36 protein-coding genes and 1 tRNA gene are annotated in these 24,947 nt (G+C 53.9%); 34 read left to right on the top strand and 3 right to left on the bottom strand.

Features of this window, described 5'->3' with window-relative positions:
- Positions 1–28 precede the first annotated feature (28 nt).
- The 8 genes from ETEE_RS12930 (at position 29) to ETEE_RS21335 (ending at position 3,487) form a co-directional block, all read left to right on the top strand.
- Complete coding sequence (locus ETEE_RS12930; RefSeq protein ID WP_034163745.1) at positions 29–967, top strand: AAA family ATPase; 939 nt, start codon at positions 29–31, stop codon at positions 965–967.
- A 2-nt stretch (positions 968–969) separates the two neighbouring features.
- Positions 970–1,197 (top strand): hypothetical protein, encoded by a 228-nt coding sequence (locus tag ETEE_RS21945; RefSeq protein WP_071881916.1) that lies wholly within the window; start codon positions 970–972, stop codon positions 1,195–1,197.
- 5 nt (positions 1,198–1,202) lie between these two features.
- On the top strand, positions 1,203–1,457 hold the full coding sequence (locus ETEE_RS12925; protein WP_034163747.1) for a hypothetical protein: 255 nt from the start codon (positions 1,203–1,205) through the stop codon (positions 1,455–1,457).
- A gap of 94 nt (positions 1,458–1,551) precedes the next feature.
- Positions 1,552–1,854, top strand: coding sequence for a hypothetical protein (locus tag ETEE_RS12920; RefSeq protein WP_034163749.1), 303 nt, complete (start codon positions 1,552–1,554; stop codon positions 1,852–1,854).
- Positions 1,829–2,353, top strand: coding sequence for a host-nuclease inhibitor Gam family protein (locus ETEE_RS12915; protein WP_034163751.1), 525 nt, complete (start codon positions 1,829–1,831; stop codon positions 2,351–2,353). Before ETEE_RS12920 ends, ETEE_RS12915 begins: the two co-directional genes overlap by 26 nt.
- 77 nt (positions 2,354–2,430) lie before the next feature.
- The gene (locus ETEE_RS21940; protein ID WP_034163752.1) at positions 2,431–2,919 is read left to right on the top strand and encodes a nucleoside triphosphate pyrophosphohydrolase family protein; all 489 of its coding nucleotides are present in this window, start codon (positions 2,431–2,433) and stop codon (positions 2,917–2,919) included.
- Positions 2,920–3,015: 96 nt separating this feature from the next.
- Positions 3,016–3,231, top strand: coding sequence for a hypothetical protein (locus ETEE_RS21340; protein WP_144242826.1), 216 nt, complete (start codon positions 3,016–3,018; stop codon positions 3,229–3,231).
- Positions 3,224–3,487: a hypothetical protein gene (locus tag ETEE_RS21335; RefSeq protein WP_144242825.1), complete on the top strand. Its 264-nt coding sequence runs from the start codon at positions 3,224–3,226 to the stop codon at positions 3,485–3,487. The genes ETEE_RS21340 and ETEE_RS21335 overlap by 8 nt, the downstream gene beginning before the upstream one ends.
- On the opposite strand, the gene ETEE_RS12905 is transcribed toward ETEE_RS21335, so the two are convergent.
- Positions 3,449–3,862, bottom strand: a complete 414-nt coding sequence (locus tag ETEE_RS12905) for a DUF2513 domain-containing protein (protein WP_034163753.1) — start codon at positions 3,860–3,862, stop codon at positions 3,449–3,451. The genes ETEE_RS21335 and ETEE_RS12905 overlap by 39 nt on opposite strands.
- Before the next feature lie 58 nt (positions 3,863–3,920).
- On the opposite strand from ETEE_RS12905, the gene ETEE_RS12900 reads away from it, so the two are divergent.
- The 12 genes from ETEE_RS12900 to ETEE_RS12845 all read left to right on the top strand — a co-directional run bounded on the left by ETEE_RS12900 (position 3,921) and on the right by ETEE_RS12845 (position 12,104).
- The gene (locus ETEE_RS12900; RefSeq protein WP_034163754.1) at positions 3,921–4,439 is read left to right on the top strand and encodes a gp16 family protein; all 519 of its coding nucleotides are present in this window, start codon (positions 3,921–3,923) and stop codon (positions 4,437–4,439) included.
- A 73-nt stretch (positions 4,440–4,512) separates the two neighbouring features.
- Positions 4,513–4,941 carry a Mor transcription activator family protein gene (locus ETEE_RS12895; RefSeq protein ID WP_034163755.1) on the top strand — a complete coding sequence of 143 codons (429 nt, stop codon included), beginning with the start codon at positions 4,513–4,515 and terminating at the stop codon, positions 4,939–4,941.
- A 124-nt stretch (positions 4,942–5,065) separates the two neighbouring features.
- Positions 5,066–5,569, top strand: a complete 504-nt coding sequence (locus ETEE_RS12890; protein WP_034163756.1) for a lysozyme — start codon at positions 5,066–5,068, stop codon at positions 5,567–5,569.
- 64 nt (positions 5,570–5,633) lie between these two features.
- The gene (locus tag ETEE_RS21330) at positions 5,634–6,011 is read left to right on the top strand and encodes a hypothetical protein (protein ID WP_144242824.1); all 378 of its coding nucleotides are present in this window, start codon (positions 5,634–5,636) and stop codon (positions 6,009–6,011) included.
- Positions 5,911–6,177, top strand: coding sequence for an Rz1-like lysis system protein LysC (lysC, locus tag ETEE_RS22365; protein WP_071881915.1), 267 nt, complete (start codon positions 5,911–5,913; stop codon positions 6,175–6,177). Before ETEE_RS21330 ends, lysC begins: the two co-directional genes overlap by 101 nt.
- Positions 6,178–6,179: 2 nt before the next feature.
- Positions 6,180–6,395, top strand: a complete 216-nt coding sequence (locus ETEE_RS12875) for a TraR/DksA C4-type zinc finger protein (RefSeq protein WP_034163759.1) — start codon at positions 6,180–6,182, stop codon at positions 6,393–6,395.
- Positions 6,388–6,690, top strand: coding sequence for a DUF2730 family protein (locus ETEE_RS12870; RefSeq protein WP_034163761.1), 303 nt, complete (start codon positions 6,388–6,390; stop codon positions 6,688–6,690). The genes ETEE_RS12875 and ETEE_RS12870 overlap by 8 nt, the downstream gene beginning before the upstream one ends.
- The gene (locus ETEE_RS12865; protein WP_034163762.1) at positions 6,690–6,980 is read left to right on the top strand and encodes a VpaChn25_0724 family phage protein; all 291 of its coding nucleotides are present in this window, start codon (positions 6,690–6,692) and stop codon (positions 6,978–6,980) included. Before ETEE_RS12870 ends, ETEE_RS12865 begins: the two co-directional genes overlap by 1 nt.
- Positions 6,981–6,990: 10 nt before the next feature.
- A complete protein-coding gene (locus ETEE_RS12860; protein ID WP_034163763.1) occupies positions 6,991–7,575 on the top strand; it encodes a DUF3486 family protein in 585 nt (194 codons plus the stop codon).
- A gap of 5 nt (positions 7,576–7,580) precedes the next feature.
- Positions 7,581–9,245, top strand: a complete 1,665-nt coding sequence (locus ETEE_RS12855; RefSeq protein ID WP_034163764.1) for a hypothetical protein — start codon at positions 7,581–7,583, stop codon at positions 9,243–9,245.
- Positions 9,245–10,792 (top strand): DUF935 domain-containing protein, encoded by a 1,548-nt coding sequence (locus ETEE_RS12850; RefSeq protein ID WP_034163766.1) that lies wholly within the window; start codon positions 9,245–9,247, stop codon positions 10,790–10,792. Before ETEE_RS12855 ends, ETEE_RS12850 begins: the two co-directional genes overlap by 1 nt.
- Entirely contained in the window at positions 10,776–12,104 is a 1,329-nt protein-coding gene (locus ETEE_RS12845) for a phage head morphogenesis protein (RefSeq protein WP_034163768.1), read from the top strand. The genes ETEE_RS12850 and ETEE_RS12845 overlap by 17 nt, the downstream gene beginning before the upstream one ends.
- Here the strand turns inward: ETEE_RS12845 and ETEE_RS21480 are convergent.
- Positions 12,105–12,185, bottom strand: a tRNA-Thr gene (locus tag ETEE_RS21480). It abuts the gene before it with no gap.
- A gap of 43 nt (positions 12,186–12,228) precedes the next feature.
- Here ETEE_RS21480 and ETEE_RS12840 point away from each other — a divergent pair.
- Positions 12,229–12,708, top strand: coding sequence for a phage virion morphogenesis protein (locus ETEE_RS12840; protein ID WP_034163769.1), 480 nt, complete (start codon positions 12,229–12,231; stop codon positions 12,706–12,708).
- A 178-nt stretch (positions 12,709–12,886) separates the two neighbouring features.
- Here the strand turns inward: ETEE_RS12840 and ETEE_RS12835 are convergent, their stop codons facing one another.
- Positions 12,887–13,240, bottom strand: a complete 354-nt coding sequence (locus ETEE_RS12835; RefSeq protein WP_034163770.1) for a hypothetical protein — start codon at positions 13,238–13,240, stop codon at positions 12,887–12,889.
- A gap of 144 nt (positions 13,241–13,384) precedes the next feature.
- Here ETEE_RS12835 and ETEE_RS12830 point away from each other — a divergent pair, with 144 nt between their 5' ends.
- The 13 genes from ETEE_RS12830 (at position 13,385) to ETEE_RS12770 (ending at position 24,908) form a co-directional block, all read left to right on the top strand.
- The gene (locus tag ETEE_RS12830; RefSeq protein ID WP_034163771.1) at positions 13,385–14,509 is read left to right on the top strand and encodes a phage protease; all 1,125 of its coding nucleotides are present in this window, start codon (positions 13,385–13,387) and stop codon (positions 14,507–14,509) included.
- Positions 14,509–15,456, top strand: coding sequence for a Mu-like prophage major head subunit gpT family protein (locus ETEE_RS12825; protein WP_034163773.1), 948 nt, complete (start codon positions 14,509–14,511; stop codon positions 15,454–15,456). The genes ETEE_RS12830 and ETEE_RS12825 overlap by 1 nt, the downstream gene beginning before the upstream one ends.
- A gap of 61 nt (positions 15,457–15,517) precedes the next feature.
- Positions 15,518–15,985 (top strand): HI1506-related protein, encoded by a 468-nt coding sequence (locus tag ETEE_RS21325; RefSeq protein WP_071881914.1) that lies wholly within the window; start codon positions 15,518–15,520, stop codon positions 15,983–15,985.
- Entirely contained in the window at positions 15,982–16,401 is a 420-nt protein-coding gene (locus tag ETEE_RS12815) for a gp436 family protein (RefSeq protein ID WP_034163774.1), read from the top strand. The genes ETEE_RS21325 and ETEE_RS12815 overlap by 4 nt, the downstream gene beginning before the upstream one ends.
- The gene (locus ETEE_RS12810; protein WP_034163775.1) at positions 16,401–16,946 is read left to right on the top strand and encodes a phage protein Gp37; all 546 of its coding nucleotides are present in this window, start codon (positions 16,401–16,403) and stop codon (positions 16,944–16,946) included. Before ETEE_RS12815 ends, ETEE_RS12810 begins: the two co-directional genes overlap by 1 nt.
- The gene (locus tag ETEE_RS12805; protein ID WP_034163777.1) at positions 16,936–17,193 is read left to right on the top strand and encodes a DUF2635 domain-containing protein; all 258 of its coding nucleotides are present in this window, start codon (positions 16,936–16,938) and stop codon (positions 17,191–17,193) included. Before ETEE_RS12810 ends, ETEE_RS12805 begins: the two co-directional genes overlap by 11 nt.
- Entirely contained in the window at positions 17,190–18,695 is a 1,506-nt protein-coding gene (locus ETEE_RS12800; protein ID WP_034163778.1) for a phage tail sheath subtilisin-like domain-containing protein, read from the top strand. Before ETEE_RS12805 ends, ETEE_RS12800 begins: the two co-directional genes overlap by 4 nt.
- A gap of 9 nt (positions 18,696–18,704) precedes the next feature.
- Positions 18,705–19,061, top strand: coding sequence for a phage tail tube protein (locus tag ETEE_RS12795; RefSeq protein ID WP_034163779.1), 357 nt, complete (start codon positions 18,705–18,707; stop codon positions 19,059–19,061).
- An 11-nt stretch (positions 19,062–19,072) separates the two neighbouring features.
- Positions 19,073–19,540, top strand: a complete 468-nt coding sequence (locus ETEE_RS12790; protein WP_051905093.1) for a phage tail assembly protein — start codon at positions 19,073–19,075, stop codon at positions 19,538–19,540.
- A 123-nt stretch (positions 19,541–19,663) separates the two neighbouring features.
- Positions 19,664–21,793, top strand: coding sequence for a tape measure protein (locus ETEE_RS12785; RefSeq protein ID WP_034163780.1), 2,130 nt, complete (start codon positions 19,664–19,666; stop codon positions 21,791–21,793).
- Positions 21,794–21,798: 5 nt separating this feature from the next.
- Complete coding sequence (locus tag ETEE_RS12780) at positions 21,799–23,205, top strand: DNA circularization protein (RefSeq protein WP_081926424.1); 1,407 nt, start codon at positions 21,799–21,801, stop codon at positions 23,203–23,205.
- Complete coding sequence (locus tag ETEE_RS12775) at positions 23,195–24,316, top strand: phage baseplate assembly protein (RefSeq protein WP_034163782.1); 1,122 nt, start codon at positions 23,195–23,197, stop codon at positions 24,314–24,316. Before ETEE_RS12780 ends, ETEE_RS12775 begins: the two co-directional genes overlap by 11 nt.
- A complete protein-coding gene (locus ETEE_RS12770; RefSeq protein ID WP_034163783.1) occupies positions 24,309–24,908 on the top strand; it encodes a phage baseplate assembly protein V in 600 nt (199 codons plus the stop codon). Before ETEE_RS12775 ends, ETEE_RS12770 begins: the two co-directional genes overlap by 8 nt.
- The last annotated feature ends 39 nt before the right edge of the window (positions 24,909–24,947 follow it).

Here is a 24,947-nt window from a genome sequence, read left to right as displayed (position 1 = left end):
ACAACAAAGATCATAAAACGAGGGAATTATGAGCGATATTAATGCGATTAGCAAGACTATCCGTGACATGGTTGATGCAGAGAAAGCCACTATGACCCAAATTGCCAGCGAGACCGGCTTCTCGGTAGCGGTGATCTCCGCTTTCGCCAATGGCAATTACAAGGGGAATAATGGACGTGTAGCGGAGGCCGTCGAGGTATGGCTGGATAACTACCAGCAAAAATCAACACTGGCCGAGCCTCCGCGCTTTGTTGAAACACAAACAGTGCGCCAAATCTGGACGGTATTCCAGTTTGCACAGTTAGCAGAGTGTATCAGCGTCATTGCAGGTAACCCTGGTGTAGGTAAAACCGTCGCGGCGCGCGAATACAGTATTAAGCCGAACGTTTGGATGATGACGGCTTCCCCCTCCTGCGCCACCGTTACGGAGTGTTTAACCGAACTAGCCGAGGTTTTAGGTATTAGCGATGCGCCTCGCCGTAAAGGCCCATTGGCGCGCGCTATTCGCCGCCGTATGAATGGCACCAGTGGCCTGGTTATCGTTGACGAGGCAGATCATTTAAATATGGAGGCATTGGAGGAGCTGCGTTCTCTGCAAGATGCGACGAAAATTGGCATGGTGCTAATTGGTAATCTACGGGTATTGTCACAAATGACCGGTGATGGACGCCGTCCGATTGAATTGGCCCGGTTGTTTAGTCGAATTGCTAAACCATCACGGATCCATAAGGCTAAAAAGGCCGATGTTAATGCTATTGCGGATGCCTGGGATATCAAAGGCGAGGCAGAGCGTAAGTTATTGCACGCCATTGCCGAGAAACCCGGCGCATTACGCGTGCTATCGCATACCTTGCGACTTGCACATATCACGGCAAGTGCAGATGGCGAGAAACTAACTGAGACCAATATTCGTGCTGCATTTAAAGACCTGAATATTGATACCGACTTAATCGCGTTAGGAGGTTAATTATGCCTGTAAATATGTTTGATGCTGTAAATGCCGTTCGTCGCATGGTGGAGCCAACAGGTGCCGTTATTGGTCGCTCAAAGCGTTACCGTCAGCGCCCAGCGGTAGAGGTATTAGGCATGACGCATCCCCCCGTTGACGGAGCCATCGAAATCACAGTAACAACTGACGGCCTACGTCGCCGCGTTCATGCAGTTAGAATCAACGGTTGCACGGTTTATTGGGAGTAAAGGCGATGACACAGAAAATTACCGCCTATGCCTGGGCTAGCGGTTTGATTGAGTTTGGTAACAGTGTTCCGCCTGGAGCATTACCTATCGCCAAAGGCGATAAACAACAGATTATGGATAATGTCATCGTATTGGCACGGCATTCGTATAACGGGCATGAAATTTATGTTCCGGGTATCCCGGAGGCCGATTCACAGAATGATGCTGTTGACGCGCTATTGCACTTTTCAAAACTGATTAAGGAGCGTTTAAATCGCTGAGGTAATTAATGGTAATGTCAGATGATGATCTTATCGCACTGGTGTTTTTTGTGATCATTCCAATCATTCTTTCTTGTAATAAAAGGAGCTAGTTATGGTGCGGGTTGTTTTTGATTTTCATGTTGATGGCGATACTTCAACAAAGTTACAGGATGGGCGGCTTCAACATAATACTGAGGTGGGTGTCACCATATCTATTGATGGCATCAATGACAAAAAGAAAGGGCTTGATGCTGTCTATGCCCTTGCTATGAGTGAAATATCCAGTGAAATTATCAAGCTGGTGAGTATGGAGGTCGATCGTGCGGTAGCCGCATGTGGCGGTGAAGTTATTAATACCAAACTTATTTCAAAGAATACGGAGTGTAGTCATGGCAACAAAAACCAAGCGCATTAAATCCGCAGCAGCGCTATATGTTCCGCAGTCAAAAGCGGAGGCCGCGAGTGATATCCGCAAAATCGGTGACCTCCAGCGTGAGGCGGTTCGCCTCGAAACGTTGATGAATGACGATATTGCACAAATTACACAGCGATGCTTACCCGAAATAGAAAAGATTAAAAATGACTTGGAGGTACTTTCTAAAGGGGTTCAAAATTGGTGTGAGTCTCACCGTGATGAACTCACAGAAAATGGCAAGACAAAAACAGCCAATATGGTAACGGGTGAAGTCGCCTGGCGTAATCGCCCACCCTCTGTATCTATTCGTGGGGTGGACTCGGTTCTGGAAACATTAAAACGCCTCAAGTTAGAGCGTTTTATCAGAGTTAAAGAGGAAGTTAATAAAGAAGCTATCCTGAACGAACCGACGTCTGTAGCGGGTGTGGCAGGTATCTCTGTAAAATCAGGAATAGAGGATTTTGCTATCACCCCATTTGAACAAGACGCTGGCATTTAAAAAAGAACGTTAAACCCTGTTTTAATTTGGCGCTCGCGTCATGGGTTCGTGCGCGCCAAATTTATCGGAGCAATATTATGGATAAGAAAGAAATCTATGACGCAGCATTCTCTCGCTGGGGATTTGACGCCCAAATGCTGGTATTAAACGAGGAGGCCAGCGAATTAGCCGCCGTCATCAGCCGTTTCCTCAACCATCGCACCAATATTGGTAAGGTGGTATCGGAAGCCGCAGACGTTGAAATTATGATTGAGCAGTTACGGAATAATGGCTTTGGCGGTGAGTTGGACAACGAAAAATCGCGAAAATTAGCACGCCTCTCCCGGCGACTGGGAATACCTGCAAGTGCTCCTGCTCAACTCATACCACCGCCATTCGAGTTGATTGATGAGGCTCTTGAGCATATGTGCATGGCTAAAGGTTTATCCATGTCTGGCAAAGCGAGTCATAACCGACAGGCAGCTGCGCACTTGCGTTTGGCAATGGGTCGCATGATGTATGCCGCGCAGATTTGTGTTCGGGATGCGCAACGTATCGAACAATCTGCTGGGAGGGGTAATTCATGATGAACTCACATAAGAAAGCCATTGCCGAAGAGGTTGTAAGGCTACGCACTCGTGGTTTTTCTTTTGTAAAAATTAGCGAGCTATTGGGGAGGGAGTGTGAATAATCTATTACAGAGGGTTCAATATTTTTTCTGGCGACGTCGATTGATGAAGGCAGTATCGTCGGAGTTGGGCGATCAGGCTGCTTTAATTGCTGTGGAATTATGGTCCTTCTCACCAGAGAATGATGAATTTAACTGGCACCATTATGATGCTGTCGATGTTGCTAAAGAAATGATTAAAAATCATCATGGGATGCTAACCTATGACTAAGCAATGGTTGAGATATTGTAATCTTCCCTCATTTGTAAAAACTGTCTTTTATGATAAAAGAAATGCTATCGGAGGCTATATGCCTAATGAAATCACAATGAAAGATGAATGTCGGCCTTTGTTTATAGCCAGTGGCATGGGTGAAATGTTGGCAAATAGTGATGATAAAAAGGCAGCTGTTGCCGCCTTAGATGTTTTATGGAGATTAAGCCAGAAACTACTCCAGGCCGAGCTTATCTTTAAAAAATTTAGCTAGCATACTCTTGCTGACGTCTTTAACAACATCAAAGGGGGCGTCAGCAAACTCTTTCTTGATTCTCTCAAGAATTGGCTTTTGGGCTAAAGCACTCGCAAAATCATGCCCATTCTGGGTTAGCCTTATTTTTCGCGCGGAGTTTACTCTTGGTGTGCTATTTGTCATGTGTATACCAATGCATGATGGAGAGCCCGTTTCTAACTCATCATTACTTATGAGTCCATTCTCTACCATTAATAACAATGTAAATAAAAGGATCTCCTCTTGCTCATCATTCACCTCAAGGATTCCGGTATCTTTTAATGTGATAAATGCATGGGGAGAGTCCAAGAAAATATTAAGGATTTTTTTCATTTCATCATAATCAATACGCATTCATATATCTCCATTATCAATTACTATTGAATGTAGTATACACGCTAGGAGACACACCATGCAGCGTACGTCCCTCATTAAGTTAATCCATATCGCCCGCCGTGATCTACACCTCGACGAGGATACCTATCGGGCCGTCCTCATAGCAGCCGTTCCGGGTAAACGGAGTTGCCGCGATATGACCGACAACGAGCTTAAAAACGTTCTCGATGCTTTTAACACCCGAGGCTTTAAACCTCACGCAAAACCCCCGCTCAAGGGGATAAAGCCTGCGACGATCCCCGCAAAAATTCGTGCAATATGGCGCACCATGCACGACGAGGGCTTCATTAAAAATGGTGATGAAGTTGCATTGAATGCCTGGATAAAGCGTACGACAGCCACGCTAAATGGCGGTCTGGGTGTGGCACAGCTTGCCTGGTTAAATCGGGACAGTGAACTGGCCGCGCAGGTGTTGGAAAGCCTTAAAAAATGGCACCGACGCTGCATGTTGTCGGCAATGCCGCCGGGCAATCCACCGCGTGGCTATGATGCGCTCTGTCGTGATTATTTGCGCTACCGGGCAACTAAACGATGACAAAAATCCCGCTAATCGGCGGGATTTTTTATATAATGGCACCTTGTACTGTATAAACGATCATGAGGTGTCTATGGCTGAGATCCAAACTGATTTATTTGAGGGCGATCCCGATGCGCAGCAGCTGTTCGACCATATGGACGAAATTCCGGTTAATGAGTTGGAGCGGCAGTGGCCGCAAATGCTGGTCGCGCTGATCGATGTGCTGGAGTGTGAAATCAAGCGGCAAGCTAAAACCCCGCATGAACCGCGCCAGCTGGCACGTAAGCTGGCTGCGGCAATGAGCCATTATATGGGTGGGCGTTCTTACTATCTTCCTAATGGGGAGGTGCTGTTTAACTCGCTGCGCGATGATAAAATCTACCGGGAATATGATGGACGGAACATGACCGCACTGTTGAAAAAATACCGGTTGGGTCAGACCCAGTTTTATCGCATCATAAGTCGCCAGCGCAAACTGCACATGAACCGCTACCAGCGCGATCTGTTCGCTTCGCATTAAGTCACGCCGCGTGCAATCGGCGGCCCTCCAGAGGGCGGATTGCAGTTTCACCGGCATATGCAAATCCCCTGAGTACCTCTCTGTTTTTTATCCTGTTCGCAGATTGTGACGAACGGATAGCCTCATGCCCAAACTCCCCCCTGCATTACGTAAAAAGTTACTCGCGGCCATTTTGTCCGGTGCCAGTCTGTTGGGGATCACCGCAACCTATACCGGCTATTGGGAAGGGAAAGTTAACACGACCTACCTGGATCCGGTGAAAATCCCCACCATCTGCTACGGCCACACCGGCCCTGACGTTAAGCCCGGCATGTACAAGACCGACGCAGAATGTCTGGCCTTGCTTGAAAAAGATCTGGGCGGTGCATTTCAGGCGATTGATCGCTATGTCACAGCCCCTTTAACGGACGGTCAACGTGTGGCGCTGGCATCGTTTATCTACAACGTAGGGGTTGGAAAATTTCGCAAGTCCACACTCTTAAAGCTCATCAACGCCGGGGAAATGCCCGCCTCCTGCAAAGAATATCCACGCTGGATCCGTGCAGGCGGTGAGGTACTCCCAGGCCTGCGTGATCGGCGCAATGCGGATGAGTGGCTATGTACGTTCGACTTGCCGAAAGCCGATTAAGCCAATATTGGCGAGTGGTTACGCTGGGGTTGCTGGTATTTGTTCTGGTTCTGCGGGGGGTCTTGTGGCTTGGCTAAAAGCGAATGCGGCAACGCTGTTTATGTTTGCGGTGATCGCCTGTCTGGGGGCCGCTGTTGCCTTTCTTTATCACGACAATGGCACCTTGCAGGAAGACAACGCGTTACTGAGGCGAGAGCGCGACGAGGCGCGTTTTATTCTACAAAACCAGCAACGGGCCATGACGCTGTTTAACACGGTTTCCAAGGCAGTACGGGATGAGAAAAAACAAAACCAGCAAGAGATGGACGTCATCCGGCAAGATGTGCGCGAAGCCCTGGCGAATGATGCCCCGGCTGCTGCCCTTGTGCCTCAGCGTGGCGCTGACCGCGTGCGGGACGCCGCGCGTGCAATACGTACCGGTGCCGCCCGTCCCCATCCCTGACGAGTTGTTGGCGGATTGTCTCGCGCCAATGCCGCCAGAGCCATTCACCTACGGGGCCAGTGTGGATTACAACCTGCAACTGCTGGCCGTGATTAAAAACTGCAATGCCGATAAAGCCGGGATCCGTCAGATAGAGCTTTCGCGGCACCCAATGAGCAAAAAATAGCGATGGATGATTTTGACCGCGCTGCCGAAATTGAAGCGCGCTTTCAGGCGGAGAGTTTAGCGGCCCAACTCCGCAAGGCCCACCCGGCCTTACCCGTGACGGCTTGCCGTGAATGTGAGGACTGTGGCCAGCTTATTCCTGTTCAGCGGCTCGCCATCGTCCCAACGGCGGTGTGCTGTATTGATTGCCAGCGTTTACGGGAGGTTCGGCGTGTTTGAGTTTCTCAAAGACTACTGGGGACAGGGGCTGTCAATTATTAGCACCGTATATGCCGTCGCACTGTTTGTGTTACGCCGCTCGTTCGCCACCGTAGAGGCCGTTGGCAAGCTGGATGAGCGACTGCGCAGTATCGAAACCCAGCAGGGCAACTTGCCATCACAGGCCGAGTTTAACGCCCTGAAAGAAGAAATGTATGAACTGCGTGGCGATCTGAAAGAGACCAACGCCGCGCTGCGGGCAGTATCCCATCAAAACCAGCTGATGCTGGAAAAAACCATCAACCGGAGTGAGTAATGCTTGATGATATTCTGACGCAGGATCAGCGCCTGGTTATTCTGCGATCTCTGGCCGAGGGGGGTCTGGAGTTAGGCGAGTCCGTTTTACAGGATTGCCTTGATGCTTACGGCCACAACATTTCCCGCGACAAGGTACGCACCTTGATCCACTGGCTTTCTGAGCAGGGATTAGTCCGCATTGAAACCCTTTCAAATGGCTATTACGTCGCACACCTGACAGCTCGCGGACAGGATGCCTCTGAGGGGCGTGTCGTTGTGCCGGGTGTAAAAAAGCCCCGCGCTCGATAAGGGAGGCCACATGGAAAAGAAAACGCGTGGCCGCCCCAGCAAAATTGATCGCCTGCCTGACGCTATTCGCAAGACGCTGTTTGACATGCTGCGTGAAAAGCAGATCACCCAACAGCAGATCTTGGCCGAAGTAAACCGACTGATTGAGGATGCCGGTTTACCCGATGAACAAAAGTTGTCCCGTTCTGGCCTTAACCGATTGGCAACTGAGAATGAACAGTTGATGCAAGATCTGCGGGAACTCCGCGAGCAGACCAAAGCGTTGACGACTGAACTGGGCGATAAACCTGCGGGCGAAACCTCAAAACTGGTGTTAGAGATGGGCCGCTCTTTGCTGTTTAAGGCCATGCGCAAACAGATGAAACAGGCCAATGATCCTGAATCAGAGATTGATGTTGATCTGCTGAAAAACGCCATGCTGGCCGTACAGCGTCTGGAAAATACGGCGATGGTCAACCTTAAGCGCGAAAAGGAAATTCGCCTGGCGTATGCCGAAGAGGCTGCCAACGCGGTTAGCGAGGAGTTACGCGGACAGGATGGGATGAGTGAGGCGTTGGAGCAGCGGATCCGCATGGTTCTGCTGGGGAAAGCGTAAACACTATGACGTCAAAAAAAACGCTTAAAGCGCTGACGGCCCCGCGCCTTATTGACCTGAAGGAAGAAGCCGAACTGCTCGGCGTCACTATCCAGACGGATATCAATGCGATCCACCCTGAGAATGGGCCGGTTTTTCTGGCCTATCAGCAGCGCTGGTTTGATGATGAGAGCCAAATCTGCATTGCGGAGAAATCCCGCCGTACCGGCCTGACCTGGGCCGAGGCGGGCCGCAATGTGATCACGGCGGCCAAGCCCCGCCGCCGGAGGGGCCGTAACGTATTTTATGTCGGCTCAAAGCAAGAAATGGCGCTGGAATACATCGCGGCTTGTGCGCTGTTTGCCCGCGCTTTTAACCAGCTAGCCAAGGCGGACGTCTGGGAGCAGACCTTCTGGGATAGCGACAAAAAAGAGGAAATCCTCACCTACATGATCCGCTTTCCCAACAGCGGATTCAAAATTCAGGCGCTATCATCCCGCCCGTCCAACCTACGCGGCTTGCAGGGCGATGTGGTTATTGACGAAGCCGGTTTCCATGAAGCCCTCGATGAACTGTTAAAAGCCGCAATGGCGCTGACCATGTGGGGGGCTCGCGTGCGCCTGATATCGACCCATAACGGCGTCGATAATCTGTTTAATCAGTACATTCAGGATGCCCGCGAAGGGCGCAAGGATTACAGCGTTCACCGTATCACGCTGGATGATGCCATCAATGACGGATTATACCGCCGTATCTGTTACGTCACGGATCAGCCGTGGTCGCTGGAAGCCGAGAAAAAATGGCGCGATGACCTGTATAAGAATGCGCCCTGCAAAGAGGATGCCGACGAAGAGTATGGCTGTATCCCGAAAAAATCCGGCGGAGCCTATCTGTCCCGCCCACTGATTGAGGCGGCGATGACCCCGGCGCGGGATATCCCAATCTTGCGCTATGAGGCCCCTGATGACTTTGAGCTGTGGAGCAGTGTGCAGCGCGAAGCTGACGTCGATGACTGGTGCCAGTTGAACCTGCTCCCGCTATTGGAGGCTCTTGACCCGGCCAATACGCACAGTTTCGGCGAGGACTTTGCACGCGTGGGCGATCTTACCTGTTTTGTTCCGCTGGCGATCACTCCGTTGCTGACCAAGCGTGAATGCTTTCGCGTCGAGCTGCGGCGCGTCACTTATGAGCAGCAGCGGCAAATCATGCTGTTTATTCTCACCCGCCTGCCGCGCCTGATTGGGGCGGCGTTTGACGCCACCGGCAACGGCGGTTATCTGGCCGAGGCGGCTCGCCTGCATTTTGGCCCGGAAATGGTGGATTGCGTCATGCTTTCGCCTCGTTGGTATGCCGAGTGGATGCCGAAGCTCAAAGGTGAGTTTGAAGCGCAAAACATCACGGTAGCCCGTCATCAGACCACCCTGGACGATTTGCAGAGTATCAAGGTGGTTAACGGTATCCCGCAGATAGATAAAGGGCGCACCAAAGACAGCGAGGCCAAGACGAGTGGTGCCCGCCGTCACGGTGACTTTGCGGTCGCGTTGTGTATGGCGAACCGTGCTGCCTACATGGAGGGATTTGTGCTGGATGATGACGCCTGTCAGGCGCTCCCGGCACGAACACGTGCCCTAGAGGAAGCCACCGACGATCTGAATGATGACTATCACGACTATGAGCGAGGCTGTTGGTAATGGGAAAAATTCTGGATATAAACGGCCAGCCGTTTGATTTTGACCCGGAGATGCAATCTGTGCGGGAAGACCTGCCACAGGTTGCTAGCCGAGCGGCGGAGCATCCGTCATCGGGGATCACCCCTAACCGGGCAGCTTTATGCCTGCGCGCTGCCGAACGCGGCGATCTTATCATGCAGGCAGATTTGGCCGCAGATCTTGAAGAAAAAGACACGCACCTGTTTGCGGAGTTGAGCAAACGCCGTCTGGCTATCCAGAGTGTGGCGTGGCGTATTGAGCCACCGCCTAATGCTCTGGCCGCCGAGAAAAAAGATGCGGCAATGTTGAGTGAGTTTTTGCAGAGTGCCGCCTGGTTTGAAGATGGGCTGTTTGATGCCACGGATGCGATCCTCAAAGGCTATTCGATGCAGGAAATCGAATGGGGATACTTAGGAAAGCAGCGTTGGCCGATCGCCCTTCATTGGCGCGATCCCGCACTCTTTTGCCTCAACCCGGATAACTATCACGAAATCCGTCTGCGCGATGACAGCTATCAGGGTGTGGCGTTGCAGCCATTCGGTTGGGTACGTCATCAGGCTAAATCCAAAACCGGCTATGCCGGGACGCAAGGACTGGTGCGCACCCTTATCTGGCCGTTCATTTTCAAAAATTACAGTCTGCGGGATTTTGCCGAGTTTCTGGAGATTTACGGCTTACCGTTGAAGGTGGGTAAATATCCCAGCGGTGCCAGCAAAGAGCAAAAAGCAGCCTTGATGCGAGCAGTAATGGATATTGGTCGCCGGGCCGGGGGGATTATCCCGGCGGGGATGAGTCTGGACTTTGCGACGGCGGCGAACGGCCAGTCAGATCCTTTCCTCGCCATGATGAACTGGGGCGAAAAGACTATCTCTAAGGCAATCCTCGGCTCAACGCTGACCAGTCAGACCGATACCAACGGCAACCGGGCGTTGGGCGAGGTGCATAACGAGGTGCGCAAAGATATTCGTAATGCCGACCTGCGCCACCTGATTGCCACCCTTAACCGTGATCTGATTTATCCCATGCTGGCGGTTAACAGCGCTTCACCGTTGGATCCAACACGCCTACCGCGCTTCACGTTCGATACGATGGAGCCGGAAGATATGTCCATGTTTGCCGACGCTATCCCTAAGCTGGCCGTGGGGATGCCTATCCCCGTATCCTGGCTGCATGACAAACTGCGGATCCCTGTACCGCAGAATGATGAGCCGGTATTTACCGCCACAGCGGCGACACCGTTACCCACGTCGCAGGCCCCGCTATCGGCACAAGACGCCGTACCGACTCCGCCTGCTAAAGATGCGTTGGATATCATGGCCGAGCATGTGGATGTTGCCGGGCTAAATGCCACGATCGATCCCGTATTGGCCCCGCTGATTACCGCTATCCGCCAGCATGGCCCGGAGGCGGCAATGCAACAGGCGGCGGCGCTGTATCCGCAGATGAATGATGATGACCTGATTGACATGCTGACCCGTGCCGTCTTTGCTGCCGAGGTCTGGGGGAGGCTTGATGCCACAACCGATTGATCTGGCTTATGCCGCTCGCCTACCGCCAAAGGAGAGCGTGGCGTATTTTCGCGCCAAAGGATACGCCATCACCTGGAACTGGTACGAACAACTGGCTGATGTACACGCCCGAATGTTTACCGTGGCCAAAGCGGTAAGAATGGATGTGCTGACGTCTATCCGGGAGGAAACAGATCGGGCGATCAGTGAGGGGATTTCCCGCGATGAGTTTATTAAGACGCTGACCCCGCGACTGCAACGGCTGGGATGGTGGGGAAAGCAAATTGCTGTGGATAGCCAGGGTAATGCCAACGAGATCCAATTGGGCAGTGCCCGCCGCCTCGCCTTGATTTATGACGTGAACACCCGTACCGCCTATAACAGCGGGCGTTACGCCCAAATGGTAAATACGGCGGATTTGTATCCTTATTGGCAATATGTGGCCGTACTGGACAGCCGGACACGTCCGGCACATGCTGCCTTAAACGGACTGGTATTCCGCTATGATGATCCGTTTTGGAAAACGCATTACCCCCCGAACGGTTGGCGCTGTCGTTGCCGGGTTCGGGCATTGTCTGCCGCCAGGCTAAAAGCATTAGGGTTGCGTGTCAGCTACGGGGCTAGCTACCTGCATACACAAGACGTGGACGCGGGTATTGATGAGACCACCGGTGAAGTTTTCAAAACGGCCTCAACTACCTTTAACAATGGCCGGGTAAAAATGACCCCGGATGTGGGCTGGTCATATAATCCTGGCTCGGCGGCATTTGGTACAGATCAGTCGCTCATTCGTAAACTGGTTGAGGTACAAGATCCGGCGTTACGCCAGCAGGTGGTTCAAATCCTGAACAACAGTCCGGCTCGCCAGTTGGCCTTTTCACTGTGGGCGCGCCGTGTCGCCGAGACCCGGCGTGCGGGTAACGGTATTCAGACGCTGGGGTTTATGAGTGAACACATCGCTGATGCTGTGGCCGTGCGTACCGGAACGGCACCGGCACGCTTACTGGCGATGAGTGAAAAAAATCTGATGCACATAGATAGTGATAAACACCAACGTAGCGGCGTAGCGTTATCACAAGACGATCTGGCGCTGCTCCCTCGTCTGTTAGCCCATCCTCAGGCGGTTTTGTGGGATAAACGTCACAACAATCTGCTGTACGTTGTGGCCAGCCGAGATGGCCTTGCCAAAGTCGTGGTAAATGCACCTTTTGGCATAAAGAAGCATCCCGACCAACTGGATGTGGTGATCAATGCTTATCGGGTCGAGAGTCAGGTCTTACAAGGAGATATTGCCGGCGGCTGGCTTGAACTATTGGAAGGGAGTCTGAATTAAGGCCGATGGCAGGGATCGAACCTGCATACATGCCCACGTGACTAACGCGGCACCGACTTTACCGGTTAAGCGTACATCGGCCTATCAGTCAATAGTTAACCATTAACCGGGGATTGGAGCAACCATGAGCACGTTAAATCTCGCGGTCGTCATTGACCAAAAGCGCCTGCAGCGTGCCTTTCGGACACTCATAAAAATGGGCGATGATGGCCGAGGCATTACCCGTGTTGTTGCCGGGGCCTTACTCTCATCGACAGAGCAGGCATTTGAGCGGGAACAGAGTCCTGAGAGGCAAAGCTGGGCTGCCTGGTCTGATCCCTGGCGACGTTGGCGAGAAGAGCACGGCTATCTGCCGGGTAAAATCCTCACGCTACAGGGCGATCTCGCCCGCAGCGTCACCACCGATTATGGCCCAAACTGGGCGATTATCGGCTCCAACAAACCCTACGCCGCGATTCATCAATGGGGCGGAAAGCCGGGTATGGCTCCCGGCCCAGCTGCAATCACCGCACGGCCCTATATGGGATTGGATAGCGCTGGCGAGCAGGAGATTATCGCCGCTATTCAAAAACGCGCGCAAATGGCCCTTAGCGGCGATAAGTGACTGTATCCCCGTCGTTGTACTAGGAAAAGTTTTTGAAAGCGTCACGGCGTTTTTGAAAGGGGTTTGAAAGGGGTATCAAACCCACCTTACGATAAGAGGCTAGTTTGGGGCGCTCTCACCCCAATGTACTAAATGTTTCTACGATGGTTAAGGCAACTTATTCTATCTTCGAAATGGACTATTTAGCTAAATCAGATCTCATAGCTTGTATTAGCCCATCAAATGCCTCATGCCTTTTTGTGCTAGGGCCATCGTTCGTATCGATCATTTTTTGAGCAAATAGAGCAACTTCGGGGGACCCAAATAAAGAGCAATGTGTTTGCCATAAAGCATACTCTTTTGCTGTCGTCTCAGATGGCATCGCAGCAGCTTTATGAATAGCAGATAGTAGCCCTAAATATGCACTCTTTTTTTCCTCATAAAGACGTTCTTTCTGCTTTGTTTTTTTTGCTAAAAAATTGGACATTATAGAGTTTAATATAGTGCCAATACCTAAACCGCCAATAATTCCAAGTAGCGTGTTATAATCCATGCAAAATACTCCCTATTCCTGATTATAAATTATGAGTAATTTAGTCCATTAACTGGTAGTTATCCATTTTTTATCTAGTGCTCAGGTATTCCCTGTGGCATAAGGTAAATCCACCCGATTCGCCATCCCCCTGACAATGGGGGAATGAAAACAAAATCACGCTCCCATAACATCGCCCTGGCCCCGCTGAGTGCTGCCCTGGTAAAACCGGATGAAAACGGCTGGTGCCAGCTGCTACCTGCAGGCCGGGTGCGTTCACGCGATGGCCGCCCCGAGAAACCCGTCGAGGGCTGGTTAGTTGACGCGGCGGCTTGTAACCGTATCCGGGCCAGCCTAGCCGCTCTCAAACAACCGCTGCTGATTGATTACGATCACCAGACCCTGCATACCCAAAGTAAAGGCATCCAGGCACTGGCCGCAGGCTGGGTTAGCCCCGAGGGTATCGAGTGGCGCGAAGGGCAAGGCGTTTTCATTTGCCCTAAATGGACACCCAACGCCCGCCAGCATATCGATAATCTGGAGTACGCCTATCTTAGCGCCGTATTGCAGTACTACGAGGATACGGGCGAGATTATCGGTGTGCGTGTCGCTGCACTGACTAATGACCCCGGCCTGACGGGTATGCAAGCCGTTGCAGCCCTCAGTGCTTCTTTTGTTCCCTCCTCCCAACCGGAGAATCAACCCATGAATGAACAGCTGCGCCAGTTGCTGGCGGCGCTGGGTGTAACCGTTCCTGAAAGCGGCGACGTTACCGCCGAACAAGGAACGGCTGCCCTGTCTGCGCTGATGGCAATGAAAGCCAAATCCGATGCCCATGACGGGCTGCAAACTCAGGTCGCCTCACTGTCGGCTGAGGTCACCACCCTGAAAGGGACGACTCCAGCGCAAGGTTCGGTGGACTTAACCCAGTACGTGCCAGTCGAGACCTTTAATGCCCTACGCACGCAACTGGCTGCCCTGTCATCTGAACATGGTGCGCAATCCATCACGCAGGTTATCGATAAGGCCGAGCAAGAGGGGCGCATCTTTAAATCCGAGCGGGAATACCTGAGCCGCCTGGGAGGGCAAATTGGCGTCGCAGCGCTGTCTGCTCAGTTGGCAACGCGCCAGCCTATCCCCGCACTGACCGCCATGCAGACCACGACCGTTCCTGCGGCCAGTGAGGCGAAAAAAAGCACCGCCGCGCTTTCTGCGGAGGATTTGCAGGCGGCGAACGTGCTGGGGAAAACCCCGGAAGAATTCCTGAAACTGAAAGAGGATGCTAAATAATGCCTACCCCGATTACCCCGGCACAGATCACCGCGCTGATGACCGGCTATCGTGCCGACTTTCAGAACGGGATCAGCATGGCTCCGTCGCAATACCAACAGATTGCCATGACGGTGCCGTCAACGTCCAAGACCAACACCTACGGCTGGCTGGGGCAGTTCCCGCAGTTCCGTGAATGGGTCGGCGCGCGTGTCATCGAAAAGATGAAAGCCTACGGCTACACCATCGCCAACAAAACCTTTGAGGGCACGGTTGCTATCAGCCGTGATGATTTTGAGGACGACAACCTCGGGATCTACTCACCGATGTTTCAGGAGATGGGCCGGGCGGGTGCGATCCAACCGGATGAGCTGGTCTTTGCGGCGTTGCGCGATGGCATTAAAAACGCCTGTTATGACGGTCAAAATTTCTTTGATACCGACCATCCTGTTTACCCGAAGGTTGATGGTAGCGGCGATGTGCAAAACGTAGCCAACATGTTTACCGCCAAGGTCGGGGCCAGTGGTTCGCAAACCAACTATACCGGCCCGGCGTTCTACCTGCTGGATTGCTCCCGCGCCGTCAAACCGCTCATTTTTCAGGATCGCCGCAAGCTGGAGCTGGTTGCCCAGACCAAAGTCGATGAGGGCCGAGCCTTTACGGATAACGAGTTTGTCTTTGGTGCCTCAGCCCGTCGCAATGTCGGCTATGGCTTCTGGCAAATGGCTTACATGATGAAAGCCCCGCTCACCCTGGACTACCTCTGGCAGGGATGGCAGGCCATGCGCGCCTTCACGGCTGATGGTGGCCGCAAGCTGGGGATCAAGCCGACGCATCTGGTTGTCCCGACTGAACTGGAGAAGCAGGCCACGCAGCTGTTGGAGCGTGAGCTGTTTACCGATGGCACCACCACGGTCTCCAACGAAATGAAAGGCAAGCTGAAGTTACTTGTCGCTGATTTCCTGTAACCCGGTTTTAAGGCGGCTTTAGGCCGCCTTATATCCCGTTTCAAACGGAGAGCACTGTGAGATGGACAAGCAATCTATTGATCCGACATTGGCGGGCAACCTGCCAGAAGATAATAACCGTACTCCAGACACTGAGGCTGTGCATCCGGAACGTATTGCCGTATCGGTTTGTTGCCCGCGCCCCACGTTCCGCCGTGCAGGCCTGGTCTTTACTCAAGGCAAACAGACCGTGGATGTTACACCGGAGCAACTGGCTCGATTACAGGCTGAGCCATGCCTCGTTGTGCGCGTACTTTCGCCGACTGGTGATGATGAGGGCGGCGTGGCGGGTGTGGTACATCCAGGCACCGATACTCCGACCTGCGATATGAATACCCGGATCCGCGCTGCCGTTGCCGCGCTGGAGGCAGACAACCCGGCGCATTTTACCGCCGCAGGCAAGCCCAAAGTGGCCGCAGTGGTTGACGTTCTGGGTGACAAAGTGACCCAAAGCCAGATTGATGCGGCACTCAACCAGGACGCCTCATGAACTATGCCACTGTTGCTGATATGCGCGTCCGTTACCGCGATGATTTGCTCAATAGTCTGCTGCGTCGGGTGGGGACTGCCGAGTTGGATACAGAGAAGCTCGATCGGGCGCTAACGGATGCCAGCGCACTGATTGAGGGGTACTTGTCGGCGCGGTACGCGTTGCCACTCTCGGCCATTCCTCGGCTGCTGACCCAGCACTGCTGCGCCATTGCGTTTTATTACCTCAACGATGAGCGGGCTACGGAGCAAACCACCCAGCGCTATAAAGACGCATTGCGCTGGCTTAACGAGGTGAAAAACGGTGACCTGCAACTCGGGGTGGATGAAGACAATCTCGCTCCAGAGGGGATCGACCTACCACAGATGGTGGCCGATGCGCCGGTATTCAGCCGTAAGCAACAGGGGTTTATCTGATGATTGTCGAGACCGAAAACGCCCTGATTGCCCGGATTAATGCGTTGTTTGAGCACCAGTTGCGCCATGTTGGCACCCACCCCGGCGACTGGAGCGAGGAAGCCCTGCATACCATGCTGCTGACCCCGCCTGCGGTGTATGTGGTCTGGTTAGGTGCGGGCGCTGGGCGTACCCGTCAGCGGATGGAGAGCCGCTGGGTGCTGTATGTGGTAGCCGATGTGATCAATGGCGTGGATGTTTCACGACTGGGGCTATACCAGATTGTCGGGCGGCTCATCAGTGGCATATCTGGGTTTCAGCCAGGAGATACCGGTGTGATGCAGTTTACCGAGTCTCGCAATCTGTACACCGAGAAGCAAGGTGGCGTCGGCGTCTCCTTGTACGGTCTCTATTTTACCTGCGAGGAACTGATTGAGCCGCAAACCGATTTGGGGTCGCTTGATGAGTTTTTGCGTCACTGGCAAACATTCCAGCAACCCAACGGGACACCGGTTTGTGAGGCACATATCACCTTACCTCAACAGGAGACACCAAATGAACGATGAGATTTTTATTAAACCGGCTCCGGGGTGTGCCGTACGCGATCCCGTCACGATGGCCCTGCTGGCCGAGCACGGCGAGCAAAAACCCCGTAGCCCGTACTGGCTACGCCGTTTGCGCCTGGGCGATGTGGTTTACGTCTCGCAAGAGAATAGCGCCACCGAAGAGGCCGACGCGAACGCGGCTACCCCGGAGAGCGCAGGCAAGCGCCGCGCCCAATCCCAACCCACGCAATCAGGTGATGAACAATGACGATTTCGTTTAATGACATTGGCACCACTATCCGTGTGCCATTGGCATACATCGAGTTTGATAACTCACGCGCGGTGACCGGGACGCCTCAGAAACTGGTGAATGTCCTGTTGCTGGGGCAAGCCGATATGAGCGGCGACAAGGTCAATGGCACTGGAGCATTAAATGTGCCGGTGCGGATCTCCCGAGACAAACAGGCGATCGCCCTATGGGGGCGAGGCTCGATGGTTGCCAATATGGCTAAAGCTTTTCTGGAAGATAACCCGGACGCCGTGTTGTACGTTATGGCTCAAGGGAATGGCACCGGAAGCGGTGCCGCTGGTACGCTCACCATCAGCGGTACAGCGTTAGCCGATGGCGTATTGAGCGTCTATATCGGCGGGACTCGTGTAAGGGTCTCCGTAGCCGCCCAGCAGAAAGGTAAGGCCATTGCGGATGCTCTGGCGAGTGCCATCAATGCTAATCCTGCCCTGCCGGTAACAGCGGTATCGGCTGCACCGTCCGGGGGAGATGTTAACGAAACCACAAGCGTTGTCACGTTGACAGCCCGTTTTATTTCTGAGTTGTCCATTCATGATCTTCGCCTGAACTACTATGACGGTGAAATGACGCCTCAAGGCATTGTGGTAACCATTGCCTACCCGAAAACCAAGGCAACTAACCCCGATTTGGCCGAGACCATCGCCGCAATGGGTGAATTGCAATACCAGCACGTCATCATGCCTTACCTGGATACAGCCAACTTAAAGCTGTTGGGCAGTGAGCTGCGTGACCGTTGGGGGCCGGTCAAAATGTCCGATGGTATTGCCTGGGCAGCTCATACCGGCACACTGGGTGAAATGACTACGTTCGGGCAGGCTCGCAATGATTTTCTGCTGACCTGTACCGGCATTCAGAAAGCGCCTGAACCCTCATACCTGTGGGCTGCGACGCTGTCTGCGGTGGGATCTAAACATCTGGCTATTGACCCCGCGCGTCCGTTGCAGTCGCTGGCATTAATCCGTCGTATGGCACCCGCAGTAGAAGACCGTCTGGGGATGACCGAGCGTAACACGCTGCTGTATGACGGCATTGCGACCGTTGATGTGGCAGCGGGTGATGTGGTGCAAATTGAGCGCCAGATTACCACGTATCGCACCAATGCTTACGGTGATCCAGATCCGTCCTACCTCGATGTGAACACCATCGCTACGCTGTCATACCTGCGTTACTCGACCCGTGTTCGCATTACCCAGCGTTTTCCGCGCCACAAACTGGCTGATGACGGCACGCCAATCTCGCCGGGGCAGGCTATCGCGACACCAAAAATTGTGAAAACCCAGTTGTTGGCGCTGGCTCAAGAATGGGTAGAGGCTGGACTGCTTGAAAACTTTGATGAGTTCAAAGCATCGCTGATCGTTGAGCGTAATAAAAACGATCGGAACCGTCTGGATGTTCTGTCTAACCCCGATTTGGTTAACCAGTTCCGTATCTACGCGCAGCAGATGCAATTCATTCTATAAGAGGGCGATATGGGTAAAGGATATCAGGGGACAGCGATTATTCGCGTTAACGGTCAGGAGTATGAGTCGCTGGAGGGGGCCACATTTACCCCTAGCGGACACGAACGCAAGACCATCAAAGGCCCCAAGGTATACGGCTTTAGCCGGACACCGAAAGAGGCCACGCTTGATGCCAAGTTCGTCGCCGGTGGTGTGCTGGCTGTTGATGAGATCAACAGCTGGGAGGATGTCACCATTGAGTTTGTCGCCGATACCGGCGAGACCCACATGATGCCGGGGGCCTGGACAACAGAGCCTGCCTCATTAACCGATGGTGGAGAAATCTCCGCCAAGTTTGCTGCTGTTCAAAGCAAACGCATTGCATAAGGAGCCGACTCATGGCGGAAAAAATCGACGAGTTAGAGAGCCTGCTGGATGACAACGATCTCGAAACCGCATTGATGGTAGCCGAGGTCAAACGGCAACTGGCGGAGGGGTGCTTGGCAATCAAGGACGGCCTGCCGTTCGGCCAGGGCGATGAGCGTGAAATGCAATATGACGTCACGCTGCGCGACTTGACAGGGAAAGACATCATTGAGGCCGAACTGGCTGCCGAGCGCGTGGTGGATACCCGACAGGGGCCGCAGTTGGTACGCAGCCCAGCGATGATCAGTTTTGAAATGCTACGCCGCCAGATTGCACGCATTGGCCGGATCAATGGGCCGTTGCCAATGACGTTGCTCCGTCAATTATCGCAGTCTGACATAGAGCGCCTGCTTCTGGCACAGCGCCTGCGCAACAGCGCGCTGGTTTCTGCCTTGAGTGCAGAGTCGGGGCGACTGGATGCAGTGTCGGCCTCAGATTGAGAAAGCCGCCCTGACCCTCGGCATGGTGACCAAATCTGGCCCGGAGTGGGCCTTAACCTTACCGTTGGGTCAGCTCTACCGACACTGCCGACAGGCAAGCGAACTATTGAAGCGTGATTAACTATGGCCGGAAAACAGCTTAAAGCCTCCATCATCGTTGACCTACTGGGTAATGTGTCCCAGCAGGCTCGCTTGTGGTCACAGAGCCTATCAAATATGGGTCATCGTGGTGGGTTAGCGCTGCGTGGTATGGGCAGCAGTGTCCGAGGCCTGGGGGATGGCCTTGGGCGCTTAGGGCAGCAATCTACCCGCTCGGTAGGCTTGCTGCACACTGGATTACGCAAGGCGGCGAGTGGCTTTGATGCGCTGGAGGCGCGGGCGGGTGCGGCGTATGGCGGCGTGTCTCGCCTGTATGCGTTGATGGCCGGAGGCGCGGCTATCTATGGCATGAATAAGTGGTTTATTGATCCGGCCTCCCGTTTTGAAAACTACACCATCGGACTGAGTTCTCAATATAAAGGCGATCAGAAACGGGTAAAGGAGACGTTAGCCTGGGCGGTTAAAAACGCCAAGGATTCAACCTGGGGTCTGGATGGCGTGATGAAGGAGTATACCTCCAGTATGGGGTTTGGCATGTCAGATCATCAAACCCGGCAATTCATCACCATGTTGCAGGATCAGGGGGCCTACCGCGGCTGGGATTTAAGTGCTGCGCAAGGGGCTTCCATGCAGTTGAAACAGATGTATGCCCGGCAAAGCATACAGGCGGCGGATGCCAATATTCTGACCGGCTATGGCATCAACGTCTACCAGGTGCTGGCAGAGAAGTTAGGCCGGGACGTCAAACAGGTGCGACAGGATGGCGAGAAAGGAAAACTCGGGCCGAAGTCTATTGCGCTGTTGTTCCAGGCACTGCGTGAACAGGCCAAAGGCGCACAAAAAAATGCCATGAACTCCTGGACAGGGCTAACAGCACAAATGGGCGATACCTGGGAGGACTTCTCTCGCCGGGTTATGGATAAAGGCCCTTTTAAGGTACTGAAAGGCCAGCTACGGGGTTTTCTTGATACCTATGACGCCGCAGATAAGTCAGGCTTGCTGGATCAGTATGCCACTGCCGCCGCTGGCGCATTCACCGGGCTGTTTGACCGTGCCCGGCAAGGCGTCGCCCTGTTTAATCAGGGACTCGGAAAGGTTAACGCGACCTTGCAACAGCTACGGGATGCCGGGTTCGGTGATGTGCTCGACAAGATTGCCAACGGTGCAATGACTGCCGGTAAGGCTATCATCGCGCTGTATGTTGCCCAAAAAGCGTTACGCATTGGCGGAGCCATCGGTGGGGCCATTTTGCGTCCAGCGTGGCGTATAGGCACTGCGCCGGTACGCTATCCCTACCGGGCTTATCGATGGCTACGTAACCGGAAAAACCCGGCACCGCCCGGTGGGGCCGTTCCTCCGCTGGAGCCGTTTGCCTTTCCGGGCATGGGCTTCCCCTCCCAGATGAATGTATTTGTAACGAACTGGCCTGCAGGTGGGCTAGGTGGCGCAGGCGGGGATATCTATAGCACTGCCGATGGCAAACGCAAACGCGGCCCCGGTAAAGGCCGTGGCCGTGGAGTCAAGGTCACCCCGGCTGCGCTACCCGCAGCGGTAAAACCCGGTGTATTACAACGACTGTGGCGCGGAGCTACGGGATGGATAGGACATATCCCTGGCATGGGTAAGGCCGGTGCGGCCGGGGGGCGAATTTTATCGGGTATTTCGGGGGCTGCGCGTAGCGGGTTGGGAAAAGTGGCTGGTCTATTCGGTGGCCTGGCGGGGTCTGGCTTAGGCCGTGCGCTAGGCTTCGGGGGACGCTTACTCGGGCGTCTGGGAGGCCCGGCAATGGCCGCATTGTCCGTTGCGCCGATCCTGATGGATGAAACGGCGAGCAGCCGGGAGAAGTCCGGGGCTGTCGGTAGTGTCGCCGGTGGTACGTTGGGTGGAGCTATCGGCTCTCTGGCCGGGCCAATCGGTACGGTTGCAGGTATGGCACTGGGCAGCTATCTCGGCGAGAACCTGGGGGGCTGGTTGGATGGTGTTATCAGTAAATGGCGCGGTGATGATGCCAAGGCGCAACAACAACCTAAAGCCGAGGCCGCTGTACGCCTGATTGCCCCGGAGGGTTGGGGGATGCAAAGCGCCGAAGTGAAAGAAAATGGCCTTGGGCTCGGTGTTGATTTTTACACCGGTGATAACTTTGTCTCGTACTGAGGTAGATGATGACGGAAACAGGTAAAGGCTCCTTTCGCGGTGTCCCGTTCCTGATCGCCCGTGAGCAGCGCGAGCGAGGCGGTCGCCATATTGCGAAACGGGAATACCCGCTGCGCGAGGCGGGCGGTGCCGATGATATCGCCCCAAAAATCCCCGAGTTTACATTCACGGTGTGTCTGGTGGGTAAAACGGCCCAGCAACAGCGCGCACGCCTGCGTGAAGCCTTGTACGCTCCTGGGAAAGGTGAGTTATCCCATCCCGACTTTGGCACGTTGAATGTCCTGATTGATACATTTGACTGCCGCTATAGCGCCGATGAGCTGGACTATGTGGAGTTTACGATAACGGTCATTCCGGCGGAGTCATCGACCGCACCGGAGGCCAGTAAAGATACAGCCTCTACCGTTAGCCTCCAGAGCAAAAGTACGCTAGATACCCTGTTTGATACTTTGGGTGATGCCTGGGCTTTTGCCAGCACCTCCCTGCACGATGTGCAGGCCGTTATCGATACGGTCACCGATAAAATTGGTGCTATCGAGAGTGCGATCACCGGTCTGGGTGTAGGCCATGATATTTCATCATTTATGGGATCGCTGGCCGCCATGCGCGGCACTGTGTCATCGCTTATCACGACCCCGGCACGTATGGCTACAGCCTTTGCCGGTATCTTCTCCGGGCTGCGGGCCATGACGCAATTTCCCGCGTTGGCATTAAAGGCAAAAGCCGGGATCAATACTGCCGAACGTGGCAGCAGTAACAATGCCGCCGCCCGCCAGCAGCAGGCTGAAACCGCGATGCAGATCTACCGCACCTGCGACACGTTAACGCAAACCCTGACACGACAAGCGCGCCAGCAGGTCGTTGATGGTGTACAACCCGCGACCGTAACGGGGATCCGCCAGTTATCACAAACCCTGATTAATGCGACCGCTATTGTCCGCGTGCAGATGGCCTCTGAACTATTAACTGCCGCTATTGATCGCGTATCCGCGCAGCATAGCGAGAATGTACCCCAGAATGGCCTCTCATCCTCTGCCCCCGTTGCAGATAGCGGGTGGTCATCCATTACCGCCCCGTTATTGGAGAGTACGGGAGACATTGATGTGGTAAGCCGGGATATTGGCGACACCCTGGATCAATGTGTGATCAACACATCGGATTTAGGGCAAACAGCGTGTGCGATGCAGTTAAAACGCCTGCGACTGGCATTGATTGATGACATGAATACCCGAGGTCTCAATCTCCCCGCCAGCCAGCAGTTTTCGTTGCGCAGAACAGAGCCTGCACTGGTCACATTGTACCGGCGTACAGGACACGCGCGCGCATGGCAACGTTTTGTACGTCGTAATGGTATTCGTCACCCGGCTTTTGTTCTGGGCGGGAGCCAGGTGGAGATCCTCGATGGCGAGTAATGTTGAGCTGTTCATTGATGGGGTCATTTTCACTGGGTGGATCTCAGTCAGGGTCACTCGCTCTATTGAGCGTTTGGCGGGGGATTTTGAGCTGGACATTATGATGCCCGGACAGCCCGCGCCGCACAGTTTCCGCACGGGCCAACCGTTAAAACTCACCATTAACGGGCAAACGGTGATCACCGGTTATCTCGATGTGGTAAAGCAAAAAATCACCGAGGACTCACTCACGGTCTCGGTACAAGGCCGCGATAAAACGGGGGATCTGGTTGACTGCTCGGCGATTTATGCTGGCGGTCAGTGGCGGAACCGGACGCTGGCCCAGATTGCAGAGGATTTGTGCCGTCCCTTTGGCATCAAGGTTATCTGGGCTCTTAACGATACCACTGCCGCCAAACCGTTCACCAGCTTCACGCTTGAGCTGTCAGAAACGGTCAGCGACGCCCTAACGCGCGCCGCGCGGCATCGTGGTGTCCTGGTTACCAGCAATGCCGACGGCGATCTGGTTTTTACCCAAGCAGGGAATATACAAACCGATACGCTCACCCTGGGAGAAAATCTGCTGGCATGTGATTACAGCGATGACTGGCGTAACCGTTATAGCGAATACCAAATTAAAGGCCATAGTGGCGGCGGTGGTAAAAGTGGCGATGCCAAAACAGCGGCTCTCATTGCCGCACCCAAGGGAAAGGCCGATGACCATGTGATCACACGCTACCGCCCCCGCGTCATTCTGGCCGATCACAAAATTGATGCGGCCAGCGCACGGCAACGAGCGCTACGCGAAGAGCGCCGGGCATTGGCCCGTTCAATCAGTTTTACAGCCCAGCTTCGAGGGTGGTTTAGGGATAACGGCAAACTCTGGGAGCCGAACCTGTTGACGCGAGTCAGTGCGGCACGAGTGGGTGTCGATGTTCAGGCATTGCTGATAAGTCGTGTCGAGTTTGCTCTCGATATCCGAAGCGGTGAAACCACCACTCTCACGTTGGCACCTCGGGACGCCTTTATTGTTCCGGCAGAGCCAGACAGAAGCGGAGCTGGCAGCACCGGTGGTGGTATTGATGCGATGGTTAACAGTTGGCTGAATCAGGGAGGAAAACTGGATGAATGACCCCCTGTTACAGCGTATGTTTGCCCCCCTGATGCGCCGCATTCAGCTGATGCTGGGACGGGCAGTGTTAACCGGTATCAATGACAGCTTAAAGGCGCAGAACGTGCAGCTGACTGCGCTGGCGGGGGAAACGCTCGATGATGTAGAACGGTTACTGCAATACGGGCAAATCAGCGTCCCGCTCTCTGGTGCAGAAGCCATTATTGCCTGCATCGGAGCACAGCGGGATCAAACCGTGGTGCTGGTTGCCGAAGACCGGCGCTATCGCCCAACCGGACTACCGGCGGGCGACTCCGGGCTATATCACTATGAGGGGCATCGTATCCGGCTAACCAAGGATGGCCGCTGCATCATCACCTGTAAGGCGCTAGAAGTGTATGCAGACGATCAGGTGCTCATCGATACCCCTAAGACCATTTTTACCGGTGATGTTGAGGTGCAGAAAAATCTGCATGTTTTAGGCAACTTCGAACTGGATGGCACCGGCTCCGCCAAGGGCGACTTTACGATGTCCGATGCGGTGATTGCAGGTATTCGTTATAGCGGCCACCGCCACCAAGAGACCCAGAGCATTACAGGAGGCCCACAGTGAGTATTGCCATTATCTGGGAGGATGGTCTCGGGACGTTCG

Origin of the sequence: Edwardsiella anguillarum ET080813 (assembly GCF_000264765.2) — a bacterium.
GTDB classification, from domain to species: Bacteria; Pseudomonadota; Gammaproteobacteria; order Enterobacterales; family Enterobacteriaceae; genus Edwardsiella; species Edwardsiella anguillarum.
The sequence above is the reverse complement of the archived record's forward strand: the minus strand, read 5'-3'. Positions and strand labels throughout refer to the sequence as shown.

Excerpts from the sequence above, each read along its gene's own strand:
- ETEE_RS12805 (WP_034163777.1), top strand. The coding sequence starts at position 16,936 with ATGAACGATGAGATTTTTATTAAACCGGCTCCGGGGTGTGCCGTACGC.
- ETEE_RS12845 (WP_034163768.1), top strand. The coding sequence starts at position 10,776 with ATGCCACAACCGATTGATCTGGCTTATGCCGCTCGCCTACCGCCAAAG.
- ETEE_RS12770 (WP_034163783.1), top strand. The coding sequence starts at position 24,309 with ATGAATGACCCCCTGTTACAGCGTATGTTTGCCCCCCTGATGCGCCGC.
- ETEE_RS12795 (WP_034163779.1), top strand. The coding sequence starts at position 18,705 with ATGGGTAAAGGATATCAGGGGACAGCGATTATTCGCGTTAACGGTCAG.
- ETEE_RS12865 (WP_034163762.1), top strand. The coding sequence starts at position 6,690 with ATGCTTGATGATATTCTGACGCAGGATCAGCGCCTGGTTATTCTGCGA.
- ETEE_RS12840 (WP_034163769.1), top strand. The coding sequence starts at position 12,229 with ATGAGCACGTTAAATCTCGCGGTCGTCATTGACCAAAAGCGCCTGCAG.
- ETEE_RS21335 (WP_144242825.1), top strand. The coding sequence starts at position 3,224 with ATGACTAAGCAATGGTTGAGATATTGTAATCTTCCCTCATTTGTAAAA.
- ETEE_RS12855 (WP_034163764.1), top strand. The coding sequence starts at position 7,581 with ATGACGTCAAAAAAAACGCTTAAAGCGCTGACGGCCCCGCGCCTTATT.
- ETEE_RS12775 (WP_034163782.1), top strand. The coding sequence starts at position 23,195 with ATGGCGAGTAATGTTGAGCTGTTCATTGATGGGGTCATTTTCACTGGG.
- ETEE_RS21940 (WP_034163752.1), top strand. The coding sequence starts at position 2,431 with ATGGATAAGAAAGAAATCTATGACGCAGCATTCTCTCGCTGGGGATTT.
- lysC (WP_071881915.1), top strand. The coding sequence starts at position 5,911 with ATGATGCCCCGGCTGCTGCCCTTGTGCCTCAGCGTGGCGCTGACCGCG.
- ETEE_RS12835 (WP_034163770.1), bottom strand. The coding sequence starts at position 13,240 with ATGGATTATAACACGCTACTTGGAATTATTGGCGGTTTAGGTATTGGC.
- ETEE_RS12905 (WP_034163753.1), bottom strand. The coding sequence starts at position 3,862 with ATGCGTATTGATTATGATGAAATGAAAAAAATCCTTAATATTTTCTTG.
- ETEE_RS12785 (WP_034163780.1), top strand. The coding sequence starts at position 19,664 with ATGGCCGGAAAACAGCTTAAAGCCTCCATCATCGTTGACCTACTGGGT.
- ETEE_RS12920 (WP_034163749.1), top strand. The coding sequence starts at position 1,552 with ATGGTGCGGGTTGTTTTTGATTTTCATGTTGATGGCGATACTTCAACA.
- ETEE_RS12810 (WP_034163775.1), top strand. The coding sequence starts at position 16,401 with ATGATTGTCGAGACCGAAAACGCCCTGATTGCCCGGATTAATGCGTTG.
- ETEE_RS12830 (WP_034163771.1), top strand. The coding sequence starts at position 13,385 with ATGAAAACAAAATCACGCTCCCATAACATCGCCCTGGCCCCGCTGAGT.
- ETEE_RS12850 (WP_034163766.1), top strand. The coding sequence starts at position 9,245 with ATGGGAAAAATTCTGGATATAAACGGCCAGCCGTTTGATTTTGACCCG.
- ETEE_RS12915 (WP_034163751.1), top strand. The coding sequence starts at position 1,829 with ATGGCAACAAAAACCAAGCGCATTAAATCCGCAGCAGCGCTATATGTT.
- ETEE_RS12890 (WP_034163756.1), top strand. The coding sequence starts at position 5,066 with ATGCCCAAACTCCCCCCTGCATTACGTAAAAAGTTACTCGCGGCCATT.
- ETEE_RS12790 (WP_051905093.1), top strand. The coding sequence starts at position 19,073 with ATGGCGGAAAAAATCGACGAGTTAGAGAGCCTGCTGGATGACAACGAT.
- ETEE_RS12860 (WP_034163763.1), top strand. The coding sequence starts at position 6,991 with ATGGAAAAGAAAACGCGTGGCCGCCCCAGCAAAATTGATCGCCTGCCT.
- ETEE_RS12815 (WP_034163774.1), top strand. The coding sequence starts at position 15,982 with ATGAACTATGCCACTGTTGCTGATATGCGCGTCCGTTACCGCGATGAT.
- ETEE_RS12800 (WP_034163778.1), top strand. The coding sequence starts at position 17,190 with ATGACGATTTCGTTTAATGACATTGGCACCACTATCCGTGTGCCATTG.
- ETEE_RS21325 (WP_071881914.1), top strand. The coding sequence starts at position 15,518 with ATGGACAAGCAATCTATTGATCCGACATTGGCGGGCAACCTGCCAGAA.
- ETEE_RS12875 (WP_034163759.1), top strand. The coding sequence starts at position 6,180 with ATGGATGATTTTGACCGCGCTGCCGAAATTGAAGCGCGCTTTCAGGCG.
- ETEE_RS12780 (WP_081926424.1), top strand. The coding sequence starts at position 21,799 with ATGATGACGGAAACAGGTAAAGGCTCCTTTCGCGGTGTCCCGTTCCTG.
- ETEE_RS12900 (WP_034163754.1), top strand. The coding sequence starts at position 3,921 with ATGCAGCGTACGTCCCTCATTAAGTTAATCCATATCGCCCGCCGTGAT.
- ETEE_RS21945 (WP_071881916.1), top strand. The coding sequence starts at position 970 with ATGCCTGTAAATATGTTTGATGCTGTAAATGCCGTTCGTCGCATGGTG.
- ETEE_RS12930 (WP_034163745.1), top strand. The coding sequence starts at position 29 with ATGAGCGATATTAATGCGATTAGCAAGACTATCCGTGACATGGTTGAT.
- ETEE_RS12925 (WP_034163747.1), top strand. The coding sequence starts at position 1,203 with ATGACACAGAAAATTACCGCCTATGCCTGGGCTAGCGGTTTGATTGAG.
- ETEE_RS12825 (WP_034163773.1), top strand. The coding sequence starts at position 14,509 with ATGCCTACCCCGATTACCCCGGCACAGATCACCGCGCTGATGACCGGC.
- ETEE_RS12895 (WP_034163755.1), top strand. The coding sequence starts at position 4,513 with ATGGCTGAGATCCAAACTGATTTATTTGAGGGCGATCCCGATGCGCAG.